Annotated in this window: 15 protein-coding genes; 7 read left to right on the top strand and 8 right to left on the bottom strand. The window is 33.2% G+C overall.

What is annotated here, in order from left to right; all coding sequences use genetic code 11:
* Positions 1 to 221: 221 nt before the first annotated feature.
* Both ER639_RS04745 and fdhD read left to right on the top strand, forming a co-directional pair.
* Positions 222 to 1,118: a nuclease-related domain-containing protein gene (locus ER639_RS04745; protein WP_129064616.1), complete on the top strand. Its 897-nt coding sequence runs from the start codon at positions 222 to 224 to the stop codon at positions 1,116 to 1,118.
* Positions 1,119 to 1,363: 245 nt separating this feature from the next.
* Positions 1,364 to 2,146 (top strand): formate dehydrogenase accessory sulfurtransferase FdhD, encoded by a 783-nt coding sequence (gene fdhD, locus ER639_RS04740; protein ID WP_129064615.1) that lies wholly within the window; start codon positions 1,364 to 1,366, stop codon positions 2,144 to 2,146.
* A 25-nt stretch (positions 2,147 to 2,171) separates the two neighbouring features.
* On the opposite strand, the gene ER639_RS04735 is transcribed toward fdhD, so the two are convergent.
* The 4 genes from ER639_RS04735 to ER639_RS04720 all read right to left on the bottom strand — a co-directional run bounded on the left by ER639_RS04735 (position 2,172) and on the right by ER639_RS04720 (position 4,446).
* Positions 2,172 to 2,456: a hypothetical protein gene (locus ER639_RS04735; RefSeq protein ID WP_129064614.1), complete on the bottom strand. Its 285-nt coding sequence runs from the start codon at positions 2,454 to 2,456 to the stop codon at positions 2,172 to 2,174.
* The gene (locus ER639_RS04730) at positions 2,446 to 2,775 is read right to left on the bottom strand and encodes a hypothetical protein (protein WP_129064613.1); all 330 of its coding nucleotides are present in this window, start codon (positions 2,773 to 2,775) and stop codon (positions 2,446 to 2,448) included. Before ER639_RS04730 ends, ER639_RS04735 begins: the two co-directional genes overlap by 11 nt.
* Positions 2,776 to 2,860: 85 nt before the next feature.
* Positions 2,861 to 3,400, bottom strand: coding sequence for a biotin transporter BioY (locus tag ER639_RS04725; protein WP_129064612.1), 540 nt, complete (start codon positions 3,398 to 3,400; stop codon positions 2,861 to 2,863).
* 134 nt (positions 3,401 to 3,534) lie between these two features.
* Positions 3,535 to 4,446: an ABC transporter substrate-binding protein gene (locus tag ER639_RS04720; RefSeq protein ID WP_129064611.1), complete on the bottom strand. Its 912-nt coding sequence runs from the start codon at positions 4,444 to 4,446 to the stop codon at positions 3,535 to 3,537.
* A gap of 138 nt (positions 4,447 to 4,584) precedes the next feature.
* On the opposite strand from ER639_RS04720, the gene ER639_RS04715 reads away from it, so the two are divergent.
* Positions 4,585 to 5,499: an EamA family transporter gene (locus ER639_RS04715; protein WP_129064610.1), complete on the top strand. Its 915-nt coding sequence runs from the start codon at positions 4,585 to 4,587 to the stop codon at positions 5,497 to 5,499.
* 9 nt (positions 5,500 to 5,508) lie between these two features.
* Here the strand turns inward: ER639_RS04715 and ER639_RS04710 are convergent, their stop codons facing one another.
* Positions 5,509 to 6,108: a C39 family peptidase gene (locus ER639_RS04710; RefSeq protein ID WP_164993361.1), complete on the bottom strand. Its 600-nt coding sequence runs from the start codon at positions 6,106 to 6,108 to the stop codon at positions 5,509 to 5,511.
* Between the two features lie 186 nt (positions 6,109 to 6,294).
* On the opposite strand from ER639_RS04710, the gene modA reads away from it, so the two are divergent.
* Positions 6,295 to 7,077 carry a molybdate ABC transporter substrate-binding protein gene (gene modA / locus ER639_RS04705; RefSeq protein WP_129064608.1) on the top strand — a complete coding sequence of 261 codons (783 nt, stop codon included), beginning with the start codon at positions 6,295 to 6,297 and terminating at the stop codon, positions 7,075 to 7,077.
* On the top strand, positions 7,049 to 7,729 hold the full coding sequence (gene modB / locus ER639_RS04700) for a molybdate ABC transporter permease subunit (protein WP_483306226.1): 681 nt from the start codon (positions 7,049 to 7,051) through the stop codon (positions 7,727 to 7,729). The genes modA and modB overlap by 29 nt, the downstream gene beginning before the upstream one ends.
* Before the next feature lie 92 nt (positions 7,730 to 7,821).
* Here the strand turns inward: modB and ER639_RS04695 are convergent, their stop codons facing one another.
* Positions 7,822 to 8,814 (bottom strand): D-2-hydroxyacid dehydrogenase, encoded by a 993-nt coding sequence (locus tag ER639_RS04695; protein WP_129064607.1) that lies wholly within the window; start codon positions 8,812 to 8,814, stop codon positions 7,822 to 7,824.
* Positions 8,815 to 8,824: 10 nt separating this feature from the next.
* Positions 8,825 to 9,877 carry a PTS sugar transporter subunit IIC gene (locus ER639_RS04690; protein WP_129064606.1) on the bottom strand — a complete coding sequence of 351 codons (1,053 nt, stop codon included), beginning with the start codon at positions 9,875 to 9,877 and terminating at the stop codon, positions 8,825 to 8,827.
* Between the two features lie 224 nt (positions 9,878 to 10,101).
* Between ER639_RS04690 and deoD the strand changes: the two genes are divergently transcribed.
* Both deoD and ER639_RS04680 read left to right on the top strand, forming a co-directional pair.
* Entirely contained in the window at positions 10,102 to 10,818 is a 717-nt protein-coding gene (deoD, locus tag ER639_RS04685) for a purine-nucleoside phosphorylase (RefSeq protein ID WP_129064605.1), read from the top strand.
* A gap of 139 nt (positions 10,819 to 10,957) precedes the next feature.
* Positions 10,958 to 11,566: a DedA family protein gene (locus ER639_RS04680; RefSeq protein ID WP_129064604.1), complete on the top strand. Its 609-nt coding sequence runs from the start codon at positions 10,958 to 10,960 to the stop codon at positions 11,564 to 11,566.
* Between the two features lie 68 nt (positions 11,567 to 11,634).
* Here the strand turns inward: ER639_RS04680 and guaA are convergent, their stop codons facing one another.
* Positions 11,635 to 13,176, bottom strand: a complete 1,542-nt coding sequence (guaA, locus tag ER639_RS04675) for a glutamine-hydrolyzing GMP synthase (RefSeq protein ID WP_129064603.1) — start codon at positions 13,174 to 13,176, stop codon at positions 11,635 to 11,637.
* Between the last annotated feature and the right edge of the window lie 7 nt (positions 13,177 to 13,183).

The following is a 13,183-nucleotide window of genomic DNA, read 5'->3' as shown; positions in this document are numbered from 1 at the left end:
TCACACCGCTTTTCTGGACATTTTCACAATGAGTGAGCGATTAATTAAAATCTTCGCTTACTCACAAATAATAATCACACTTTATAAAATACAAAAAATGGAACCCAAAGGCCCAAAACTAAGTAAAATTTTTTTCTTTTAGCTTTTTTAACCCCAAAACAAGATAAATACATCATTTCACAGATATTAATAGTGAAAACTATTTTAAAGGAGAGAATACTTTGTTTCTTAAAAAACATGTGCCTGACCAATATATTCAATATTTATTAGCAGTAGACAATCGAACAATGCTACTAAAAAAGGATTTTAATAATCTAAAGTATTACAAAATGGGGTTTGAAGGAGAACTAAATTTCTACAACAAAATCAAACATTTAAATAACTTATATATCATCTGGGACCTTACGATAAACCTTAAAGGAGAAGCTCAGTACGATTTTTTATTTGTAGGAAATAATAAAATCATACACATTGATGTTAAGAATTATACTGGGCTTTATGCTTTTGAAAATGGTAACTTTATATCGCAACAAGGCTATGTTCACCAAGGTTTAATCAGTCAATTGGATCGAGCACATAGAAAATTAGAATTATTCGTCAATCAACACCGACTCAATTATAAAGTCACCAGTAAAATTTTATTTATTAATCCTTCAGTGAATTTTAACCAAATAATAACCGACAAAAGAATCATCACACATAAAGATGTTCCAAATTTAGTACAAGATTTATCAAATTTTTCGACGAATGAAATGGACAAAATCGTATCTGAGTTACTATTAAAATTAGATATTTTCGAAGAAAGTGAGAGAATCCACTATTACCCATATGACCAATTAATTAAAGGTGTGCGATGTAAACAATGTAGTGGAATAGGATTATTTAAACAGCACTCACAAAGAACATTAAGATGTTTATGTGGTCTTTCCATGTCAAAAAATGACTATATTTCTCAAGCGATTCAAGATATTTCGACATTAAAAAATATGCCTTTTTCAACGAACGACTTATTTGAATACACAAATATTCATCGAAGTACGTTGAAAAGACATTTGAAAAAACATTGTTATAAATTAGGCACCAATAGAAATGCTTTATATTATTTAAAAAATGAGTGAGCGATAAACTTATTACTTCGCTCACTGGAACGATAATTCATGGTTTTTTGGACTTGAGTGAGCGATATTCGTCTGTCTTCGCTCACTCGCACAATTTTTCTGTACATTTTCAGGATGAGTGAGCGATAAACCTATCACTTCGCTCACTCGACACTCATATCAACGCCCTCCTTTTAATTTGTCATTTTCTACTGACTCAATTTATAAAAATATTGCTATAATAAGCTTATTAAGGAGGCTTTATTATGGAGCGTGTTACAAAACATCAAACCGTCTATAGATATCACGAACAACTTGTCGAAGTAAATGACATTATTGCATCTGAATTTCCGATGACGATATATATCAATCAGCAAGAATTTGCGACGATTGTTTGTAGTCCATTACATTTAGATGAGTTGGTAATTGGTTTTTTAGCATCTGAAGGGGTTATCTTTAAGCGAGATGATATTTTAAAGATAGAGATTGATGATTCAAAAGGATTTTGTCATGTCATATTAAATCGCAAAATCGAATCACATTATGGTCAATATACAAAACGAATGATCAGTTCATGTTGTGGGAAAAGTAGACAATTTTATTTTGTGAATGATGTGAAGACTGCTAAAGTATCCATGACAGATAAGCAAATTACACCTGAAGAGATTTTTGTTGCAATGGATAAATTGCAAGCTGAAAGTAAAGACTACCTCATTACCGGAGGATTGCATAACGCTGCGATTAGTGATGGCAAAGACTTTTACTTACATCGCTCTGATATTGGTCGACACAATGCATTAGATAAATTATTTGGGCATTGCATTATTAACCACATACCAATTCGAGATAAAATATTGATTTTCTCTGGACGCATTTCCTCGGAAATACTTATTAAAGCTTCTAAAATAGGCGTCGGCATCATTTTAAGTAAATCAGCACCTACAGATTTAGCTATAAAGTTGGCAGAGGATTTAAACATCACAGCCGTTGGTTTTATTAGAGATCAATCTTTCAATATATACAGTCACAAAGAGCGCATCAAAATTTGACGCGCTCTTTTAGTTCAACACTCGTTTATTCAATTTCTATTGTACCTACTACTTTAACATCTCTTTGTCCTGATACTCGATATTCAATTAAGTCGTTCGCTTGAAACAAATCGACATATAATCGTTCATTGACATAGGTAGATTGTTTGAATGTAGATTGACTACGTTTCACCTTAGGGAGTTTTAATTTTTTAATAACGTGATGAACAATTAATGGTTCTGGCACAATCATATGCCCCTCCACTTGTAATGGACAACCTACTGCATTGGAATAGTTTTCGACTACTTCTTGATTAATCTCAAACTTCATCTTTCACCTCTCGTAAATACGTTAACCGTAAAGTCGCATCTATCTTTTCATCAAAAAGAAAGTTGATCTCGTAAGTTCTTTGTCTGTGCAACTTTACAAAACGTTCATCATAAAGCAGTACTTCAACTTTATATGAACGATTGATTTTTAAGCGATTTTCTAAAACAAATTGTTTTATGATACGATCATATTCATCTATCGTTTTATATGTGTCGCTTAAATACCACGCTCTATACAACAAACAATCAGGAACTGAATGATCATTCAGTAAAAAAGGTGCCACCAATGCATCTGAAAAATTAATTGTGATGTCCGCCATTAAAGTCACCGTCCATTTGTTATTTAATTTAGAGTAACAAATGGATATTTAAAACTTGTAAATATATAGTAAAGAATTATTAAATTTATGCAATGTTTAATACATTTGTTTTTCTAAGACGGACAGCTAAAATTGCAGCTATGAGTGATTTTAATACATCCCCTGGCACAAAAGCTAATGTTGATGTATAGATTGTCATCACATCTTGGTGTAAATACCACGCCATATATGCGCCACCAATTAAATTACATAAAATAACGCCTACTAATACGTTAATAATAAAGAACGTGCCAATATTCCATTTTGATAATTTTTCTACAAAGAACCCAATTAGGAAAGCAACTAAAATAAAACTAAACAAATAGCCTGCACTTGGGCCAAAAAAGACACCAAATCCACCACGTCCTCCAGACAATATTGGTGCGCCTACTGAAACTAATAATAAAAATAAAACAACTGATAACGTACCTAAACGTTTACCTAATAAGCATCCTGCTAAAATAATGCCTAAGTTTTGTAATACAATCGGCACTGGTAATCCAGGAACGCTAATACCGGGTATTAAACCTAAACATGCAATGATTGCTGTAAACATACTGATTAATACTAAATCTTTTGTCTTCATAATGAACTCCTTTAATATATTAATAGCATTATTATATCAATATTGTTAACCTTTTCAATATAGAAGTTAACAATAGGTCGAAAATATAGAGCATATCTATACAAACAGATACACTCTACACTTTTATCGTTACATTATTTATTTAATTTTAATAACTTTTCTTTCAAATCTTGGCGTTGTACTTCTAATGAAATTGGATCGTTAAACCAGTAATCTGCTGAGTTGTATTGTACAACGTGATTGTTTTTCACAGCGTCCATGTTTTTCCATACATTTGAATCTGTCACATTGCTCGCAATTTTACCAGTGTCACTTGAAACTAATAAAATATCACCAGTATATTTACTAATTTGTTCAGCTGAAATTTCTTTCCAACCTGTCTTTTTAACATCTTTCACGACTTCATCTTGCATTTTTAAACCAAATGCTTGATAAATAATTTCAGAGCCACGTCCCCAGTTATCACCATAAACATAAACTTGTTTTTGGAAGAACTGAATGATTGAATATGTTTTGTCCGCACCTAAATGCGATTTAATTTCTTCGCCATCTTTTTTCGTTTTGGCTTTCCAATCATCGACAAATTTCTGAGCTTCTTTTTCTTTACCTACAATCTTACCAAGTAATACATGGATATCTAAATAGTTATGTTTTTCGTATTTAAAAGGAATTGTCGGTGCAATTTTTTCATATTTTTTATTATTTTTATCTGTATCAAATGAAATAATTAAATCAGGTTTTAAAGTTGCGATTTTCTCCACATCGCCAGCTTTAACTTGTTCTACACCTTTTAATTTATCTTTTAAAATATTAGATGCAAATGGATATGGATCTGATCCAACGGGTTTTACACCTAAAGCTAATAAATTCCCAGCATAACTTGGTGCCATTAAGACGATACGCTTTGGTTTTTTTGGTATTTTAATCGTTTTACCATTATCTAATTTAAAGTCTACTTTATCATTATTAGATGTTTTTTCTTCTTTATTACCACATGCGGCAACAACTAATAGACATGCCATTAGTAATACGAGTAGTTTTTTCATTGAAATCCTCCTAATTGATACTGATTCTCATTATTAATTACGTTATGAATTATAGAGCTATTTTCCGTATTGTGCAAGTCTTTTTTTTACTCTAAAATATAAAATATCATAATTTTCAAACAACAAAGGAGGAATGTCATGTCAAATTCATTAAAAGGTGTTATCTTGGTGGTCTTAGGTGCTGCTTTTTGGGGCATTGGGGGCACGGTTTCAGAACGTTTATTTAGAAGTTATCATTTACCTCTAGATTGGTTCATTACGATACGCCTATTTTTAAGTGGTTTCCTCCTTCTCATACTCGCATTATGTAACAAACAAAATATATGGATTATTTTTAAAGAGAAACATAGCATGTTGCAATTATTCATATATGGCATTGTCGGTATGTTTGGTGTTCAGTATACCTTCTTAGCTGCCATTCACGAGGGCAATGCAGCTGTCGCCACACTGTTACAGTATCTTGCACCGATTTTTATTTTAGTTTATTTATTACTCACTAAAAAAACTGCATTTAGCATGATAGATTTAATGGTCATCATGGTTTCGTCATTTGGAACATTTCTATTGTTAACTGGTGGACATATTACAAGCGTGAAAGTGAGCTTACTCGCTATTTTTTGGGGCATTTTAAGCGGTATGGCTGCTGCATTTTATACAATGTATGCTACACGTTTATTTAAATGGTATCCATCTCTTACTGTCATTGGTTGGGCAATGGTAATCGCTAGTGTATTTGCAGCATTGTTTAATCGTCATTGGCATATTAATCCTATCTCATTTGATATACAAGGCCAATTGTATTTTATTTTTGTTATCGTTGTTGGTACAGCACTCGCATTTTGGCTTTACTTACTCAGTGTGAAATACATTGAACCACAAGTCACTGCCTTATTAGGTTGTATAGAGCCACTAACTTCTATCATTATTAGTATTACATGGCTTAATGTAACGTTTAATACCGTTCAATTTATCGGAATGCTTATCATTATTGGTGTTGTATTATTCATCTCTATTTACAATAATTATAGAAATAAAAGCAGTGTCAAATCGTGACACTGCTTTCTATATAATAACGCACATGCGTCCTGCATTATCATAACGTTTTTCTAATTTAGCTTTTTTCACTTTAATAACTTGTTGCTTAAGGGGAATAAGTGCAGGAATATGAATAAATCCAAACTTAGCCCATAGGGGATCGATAACATAATAATACTTATCATCCACACCGACCAATAACGTGATATGAATATTAGATACAAATTCTAATAATTTTCCCTCAACCTTAAATTTACGGAGTAATGGTTCAACTTTTAAGTGGGTCGCATACAACATCACCGAATGATTATTAATCAATGCTTTCTCTAGTTCTTGCATTGATTTTCCAGTACCATCTTCCGCTTGATAATATGGCTTTAAATAATCTACCACAACATTTGGAAATACGGTTTGATGACGATCTGTCATTAATATACGCTTTGGTCCAACAAATCCTTTATATGGATTCGTTTTATGTTTAGGAATTTCATCTAAAATTTTACGAACTGATAATTTAACACCTTTATATTTCAATCCCATCGAAATACTGACAGCTTCACAACCTAATAAATAAAAATAAGGAAACCACTGAGATTTCGGTTTAATATTTAATAATAATTTATTCATACGCATCCTCTTCTTAGTTTACTTTATGTTATTAAACAAAATTTATTTGCAATTATCAAGCTATTAAACTTGTTATATTTATCCCTTAGAAACAGGCATCAAGAACCTACACTTTGTTACTTATTGATAATCTTTTTTTGGAGGGTTATGATTAACATAATAATTTCAAATTTAGGAGGACGATATATGAAACGATGCATAATGCTCTCAACTTGTGCGTTATTATTAGTTGGGTGTAATCAGCAGAATACACAGTCTTCAAACACGTCCAATAAAAATGATCATGCCAAAGTGACACTCACCCTTTCAGCAGCAGCGAGTTTGAAAGATGCGCTAACTAAAATTGAATCAAACTTTGAACAAACACATCCAAACATCGACGTTAAAATCAATTACGGTGCATCAGGTGCACTCAGTCAACAAATAAAATCAGGTGCTCCTGTAGATTTATTCTTTTCAGCTGCAGAAGATAAAGTCGACCAACTGATTGAACATCAAGATATTGAGAAACAAAATAGCATTAAATTATTAAAAAACCACCTTGTTCTAATTGCAAACAAACCGGTTAAAAATTTAAAATCTTTAAATCAGACAGATATTCAAAAAATTGCGATTGGTCAACCGAAAGTTGTACCTGCTGGGCAATATGCTACAGCAGCATTAACCAAAGCAGGACTATTCAAACCATTAAAAGACAAATTCATTTACACAAAAGATGTTAGACAAGTCTTAACTTATGTTGAAACAAAAAATGTTGATGCAGGTATTGTTTATGCCTCAGATTTAAAATCAACAAATGAAATCAAATATCATTATAATATTGAAGATGTATTACATGATGACATCGTGTATCCTTTAGCGCTAATAAAATCAAGCAAACATCCAAAAGAAGCTAAAGCTTTCTATCAATATTTACAATCGAAAGAGAGTTTAAAAATATATGAATCTTATGGATTTGATACAAAGTGAGTCTTTTCTATCACCCATCAGCATATCACTTAAAGTAGGAATAGCAGCAACGATACTTAGCTTAATCATTGCACTAATCCTTCACTATTTATTATTCGAGAGCACATTTCCTGGGAAATCTATTATTGAAACCATCATCATGTTGCCAATGGTGCTACCACCTACAGTCGTTGGGTTCATCTTACTATTATCATTCGGCAAAACAAGTATACTCGGTCAAATGATTGAAAGTGTCTTTCATGCACCGATTATCTTTACAATTTATGCTGCCATTTTGGCTTCTACAATGGTGGCAACACCTCTGATGTATCAGTCGATTAAAATTGGCATTGAAAATATTTCTAAAGATACAATGAATGCTGCAAAAGTTGATGGTGCATCTCAATTTAAAATGTACCAAGCCATCATCATTCCGTTAGCCAAGTCATCTATTCTTACTGGTGTATTACTTGCATTCGCCCGCGCTATTGGTGAATTCGGTGCAACGCTCATATTTGCTGGTAATATTCCAGGCATCACAGAAACGATGCCAACAGCCATATATGTTGCTATCGAAAATAACGACATGCAACTCGCCTTTTTATTTGTTGCAATCATGATTGCCCTATCATTTATCATGATGTTAATCATTCAAAAAATGAAAAAGGATTAATAACTAATCTATAATAAACAAAAACGAAAGAAACGATAAATCTAAGAACGATTTATGCGTCTCTTTCGTTTTTTTATCAACTTCTTTTTTAATTAATTCACTCGATTATCACAAGTACCCATTTCAATAACTTGTTTAACCGAATCTAATCCACCTTCAACAAGATTCATAACCGCTGTTTCTGTATAAAAGGCAATATGTTGGCTGATAAATACATCTTCTCGATCAATCAAATGTAATAACATTTCATCCTCTACTTTTTTATCACTGAAATCTTTAGGGAAGTATGTCGCTTCATTTTCATATGTATCTAATGCTACAGCCGTTACTTGACCACTATTTAATGCATCAATTAACGCTTTCGTATCTACAATACCACCACGTGCCGTATTAACAATAAATACGCCTTTTTTCATTTTTGCAAATAATTCTGCATTAAACATATGATGATTCTCTTTCGTTAATGGCATATGGATTGAAATCAGATCCGCCTGAGCAATCGCTTCTTCTAATGTTTCTGTATAAGTCAAAAATGTCTTTGCTTCTTCATTTGGATACAAATCATAACCAATCACTTTTGCACCAAATCCGTGTAAGATGCGACCTGTTATTGTACCTATACGTCCCGTACCAATAATCGCAACAGTCATCGATCGCATTTCTTTACTAATGATCGCTTTATTCCAAGTAAAATCATGTTGTTTCAATTTATTTTGAATCATTTTTGTATTTCTAATAATATTCATCGCTGCCATGACAGCATATTCAGCAATTGCGTTAGGAGAATAACTCGGAACATTTGAAATAATTAAGCCATTTTCAGTTGCCTTATCTAAATTAAACATATCAAAACCTGCTGAACGTTGTGCAACTTGTTTAATACCTAATTCTCTTAAACGCTCATAAATCGCATCATCAAATGGCGCCGTTTGACTAGTTGTTACACCATCAAAATCTTTCAATACATCCGCGTTATCCATCGTTAAAGGACCTTTATCAAATACAACTTCAATATCATTGCGTGCTGCCCATTCATTTGCTGCATTTAATTCATCTTCTCTTGTTCCGAACATCATAATTCTCATTAGAAATCACCTATTCTTCAGTTTGGAATTTAAATACTTCAGGAGAATATACTTTTAATTTTAAACAAATATTATGTACCACTAAACCTGTAATGATTGGAACAACAATATATGCAATCACTAAGATACCTAAATTCATTGCAATATTACCTTCCATAAACTTCAATGCATTGATTGGTCCAACTAAACCTGAGTAACCAAAACCTGCTGAAGCTGGTGTACCTTGAATATTAAAGATTGCACCCATCAAACCACTTGTCGCTGCTGTCACTGCAACCGGCAATATAATAATTGGATATTTAATTAAGTTTGGCATCATCATTTTCATCGCACCCATTAAGATTGCTAACGTGATACCTGATTTGTTTACTTTAATAGAACCAATTGCAAGCATAGTAGCTGCTGCTGCTACACCTAAGTTTGCAGCACCTGACGCCATACCAGAAATACCGATTGCCATCGCAATCGCAACAGTTGAAATTGGCGAAATGATTAAAATACTAAATACAATTGCGATTAATACACACATTAAAATAGGTTGTAAATTTGTAAAACTGTTCACCAATTGACCTAAAGTACTTGTAATTAACTTAACATAAGGTAAAGATAAAATACCAATAAGACCCGCTAAACCACCAGCAATAATAGGTAATAAAATGATATTTAAAGAACCTAAACGATCTTTAATCCATAAAATAATTAAAACTGAAATTGAAGCTGTAATCATTGTGTTGATTAAATCACCAATACCAACAAGCACCCAAGCTTTTTCTTGGAACACTGCTGCACCACTACCGACGAATGCTGCTGTACCTACAATGACAGTTTGTAATGGGTTTAATTTAAATTGCATTGCAATCAGTACCCCAACAATAACAGGTACAGTAAATTGGATACCTACAACAACATTTAATAATGTGCCGAAAAATGGGTGGAATTGCATTAAGTACTTAAACAATTCACCTAAGATGGCATTAGGAATTAAACCTACTACAATCCCTAGTGCTACCCCGTTTAAAACTTTAAATAAAAACGATTTTGCAGTTAATTTTTCTGCGTTCATGAGAAACCCTCCTAATGTTATAAATAAGATTTAAATTTTCTTTCTCTCTTTGACACACTTAATATATCATCTTGTGAATAACTTCACAAATAGAGATTATCTATGCTTTAATAACTTTTATTTATAGACATAATATTCCACTTAAATTCATCTATTGCTTGAATTATATTAAATAAATATGTAGACTGAGATTGAAAAGAAAATTATTTAAAAGGAGACTTATTATGTCTAAATCAACACCTCATATTAAACCAGAAAACAATCCAATCGCAGAAACAATCCTTTTACCAGGCGATCCATTACGTGCGAAATTTATTGCGGAAACATACTTAGAAGATGTAGTTCAATTCAACGAAGTACGTAACATGTTTGGTTACACTGGAACTTACAAAGGTAAACGTATTTCAGTAATGGGTACTGGTATGGGTATCCCATCAATCGGTATTTACTCATACGAATTAATCCACACATTTGGTGTTAAGAATTTAATCCGTGTAGGTTCATGTGGCGCTATGCAAGAAAATGTTAACGTATATGATATCATCATTGCACAAGGTGCATCTACAGACTCTAACTATGTAAATCAATATGGTTTACCTGGACATTACGCACCAATCGCTGACTTTGATTTATTATCACGTGCGAAAAAATTAGCAGATGAAAAAGGTGCTGTAAGCCACGTAGGTAACGTATTATCTTCAGATATTTTCTACAATGCTAACCAAGAAGCAACTGACAAATGGCGCTCAATGGGTATCTTAGCAGTTGAAATGGAATCAGCAGGTTTATACATGAACGCTGCTTACGCTGGAGGAGATGTTCGTGCATTAGGTATCTTCACAGTAAGTGATCACTTATTAACACACGAAGCAACAACACCAGAAGAACGTCAAACATCATTCACAAAAATGATGGAAATCGCATTAGAAATCGTAGAATAAATATGATTCAGCCTTACCGCTATAGCGGTAAGGCTTTTTATTTTTGACAATTCATTGACGTTTCCTCTCAAATTTCATAATTTAACAAATTTAGGGTAAATATAAGTTGCTTTAAAAAATATTAGATTGGAATGATTAAATGCAACAATGGATAATGCACATCATGGAACAATTCGGATACATTGGCGTATTTCTACTGATTCTTTTAGAAAACGTATTTCCCCCAATCCCATCAGAAGTTATATTAACCTTTGGTGGATTTATGGTAGATCAATCCCCAAAACTGACATTCACAGGCATGCTAATTTCATCAACATTTGGTGCTGTAATTGGTGCTGTTGTACTTTATTACCTAGGCAATATATTAGGATTTCATCGTATTGAAAAAGTCGTCGACCGATATGGTTATATATTACGCATCGATCGTACAGACTTACATAAAACCAATCAATGGTTTAATCGATACGGTTACACTGCTGTATTTCTATGTCGTTTCGTTCCACTAATCAGAAGCCTCATCTCAATACCAGCAGGGATCAGTAAAATGAATATCATCCCATTCCTTATTTACACAACAATAGGAACATTGATTTGGAATGCAGTATTAATCTATTTAGGAATGGCATTAGGACAAAACTGGGAAGTCGTATTACATTACTTTGATATGTATTCTACGGTCTTTTACATACTATTAGCAATTAGTATCATTGGTGTTTTGGTGTATTTATCTGCTAGGAAAAAGAAATAAAAAGTCATTCAACAAAATGCTGAATGACTTTTTTAAACTTAGTTTTTTATTCTTATTAATTTATTATATTATTCCCACTCAATCGTGCTTGGTGGCTTAGATGTGATGTCATAGACAACGCGGTTTACGTGATTTACTTCGTTGACGATACGGCTTGATACTTTTTGTAGTACTTCCCAATCGATTCTTGCGAAGTCACTTGTCATACCATCGATACTTGTTACTGCACGTACACCTACAGTGTAGTCATATGTTCTGTAGTCTCCCATAACACCTACTGAACGGATGTCAGGTAATACTGTGAAGTATTGCCAAATATCGCGTTCTAATCCCGCTTCTGCAATCACTTCTCTTAAAATCGCATCTGATTCACGTACGATTTCTAATTTTTCTTCTGTAATTTCACCTAATACACGAATTCCTAAACCTGGGCCTGGGAATGGTTGACGCCATACTAAATGCTCAGGAATACCTAATTCAATACCTAAAGCACGTACTTCATCTTTAAATAATGTATTCACTGGCTCAATTAATTCAAATTGCATATCTTCAGGTAATCCACCAACATTATGGTGTGATTTGATTGTTTGTGCTGTTTTTGTTCCTGATTCAATGATATCTGTATATAACGTACCTTGTGCTAAGAAGTCCGCATCTTTTAATTTAGCCGCTTCTTCATCAAATAAGTATACAAACTCATTACCAATGATTTTACGTTTTTTCTCAGGGTCTGATACACCTTTTAATTTGCTCATAAAACGGTCTTTCGCATCAACACGAATGATGTTCATATTAAATCCTTCACCGAACTGTTTCATGACCATATCGCCTTCGCCTTTACGTAATAAACCGTGGTCAACGAAGATACATGTTAATTGGTCACCAATCGCTTTATGGATTAATACAGCAACAACTGATGAATCAACCCCGCCACTCATCGCACAGATGACTTTGCGATCGCCAACTTTTTGTCTGATTTTCTCGATTTCGATTTCGATGAAATTTTCCATCGTCCATTCGCCTGTACATTTACAGATTTCACGAATGAAGTTACGTAATAAGTCATTTCCGTACTCTGAATGACGTACTTCTGGGTGGAACTGTACACCATATAATTGGCGTTCTTTGTTTTCAATTGCTGCATACTGACAGCTTGGTGAATGTGCGATAACATCAAATCCTTCTGGGATTGTAATGACTTTATCACTATGACTCATCCAAACGGTTTGTTCTTCAGGTAATTTCGTAAATAATGAATGTGTTTGAGCAGTAATCACCGCTTTACCATATTCACGCTCATTAGCACGTTCTACTGAACCGCCTAATAATTTTGTCATTAATTGCATACCGTAACAAATACCCATTACTGGTACACCTAAATTAAAGATTTCAGGATCTACTGTAAATGAACCTTCTTCATACACTGAGTTAGGTCCACCTGAAAGGATAATCCCTTTAGGATTCATCTTTTTAATTTCTTCGATAGAAATTTCATGATCGTGAAGTTCTGAGTAAACACCCATCTCACGAATACGACGCGTAATTAATTGGTTATATTGGCTACCAAAGTCTAATACAAGAATCAATTCTTGTTCGAATGCCATTTCCATAGTTGGT

It is taken from the genome of Macrococcus sp. DPC7161 (assembly GCF_004117835.1).
Classification (GTDB): Bacteria; Bacillota; Bacilli; order Staphylococcales; family Staphylococcaceae; genus SDSC01.
Note: the sequence above shows the minus strand (reverse complement) of the source record. Positions and strands in the feature narration are given on the sequence as shown.

Excerpts from the sequence above, each read along its gene's own strand:
- fdhD (WP_129064615.1), top strand. The coding sequence starts at position 1,364 with ATGGAGCGTGTTACAAAACATCAAACCGTCTATAGATATCACGAACAA.
- ER639_RS04735 (WP_129064614.1), bottom strand. The coding sequence starts at position 2,456 with ATGAAGTTTGAGATTAATCAAGAAGTAGTCGAAAACTATTCCAATGCA.
- ER639_RS04730 (WP_129064613.1), bottom strand. The coding sequence starts at position 2,775 with ATGGCGGACATCACAATTAATTTTTCAGATGCATTGGTGGCACCTTTT.
- ER639_RS04725 (WP_129064612.1), bottom strand. The coding sequence starts at position 3,400 with ATGAAGACAAAAGATTTAGTATTAATCAGTATGTTTACAGCAATCATT.
- ER639_RS04720 (WP_129064611.1), bottom strand. The coding sequence starts at position 4,446 with ATGAAAAAACTACTCGTATTACTAATGGCATGTCTATTAGTTGTTGCC.
- ER639_RS04715 (WP_129064610.1), top strand. The coding sequence starts at position 4,585 with ATGTCAAATTCATTAAAAGGTGTTATCTTGGTGGTCTTAGGTGCTGCT.
- ER639_RS04710 (WP_164993361.1), bottom strand. The coding sequence starts at position 6,108 with ATGAATAAATTATTATTAAATATTAAACCGAAATCTCAGTGGTTTCCT.
- modA (WP_129064608.1), top strand. The coding sequence starts at position 6,295 with ATGAAACGATGCATAATGCTCTCAACTTGTGCGTTATTATTAGTTGGG.
- modB (WP_483306226.1), top strand. The coding sequence starts at position 7,049 with ATGAATCTTATGGATTTGATACAAAGTGAGTCTTTTCTATCACCCATC.
- ER639_RS04695 (WP_129064607.1), bottom strand. The coding sequence starts at position 8,814 with ATGAGAATTATGATGTTCGGAACAAGAGAAGATGAATTAAATGCAGCA.
- ER639_RS04690 (WP_129064606.1), bottom strand. The coding sequence starts at position 9,877 with ATGAACGCAGAAAAATTAACTGCAAAATCGTTTTTATTTAAAGTTTTA.
- deoD (WP_129064605.1), top strand. The coding sequence starts at position 10,102 with ATGTCTAAATCAACACCTCATATTAAACCAGAAAACAATCCAATCGCA.
- ER639_RS04680 (WP_129064604.1), top strand. The coding sequence starts at position 10,958 with ATGCAACAATGGATAATGCACATCATGGAACAATTCGGATACATTGGC.
- guaA (WP_129064603.1), bottom strand. The coding sequence starts at position 13,176 with ATGGAAATGGCATTCGAACAAGAATTGATTCTTGTATTAGACTTTGGT.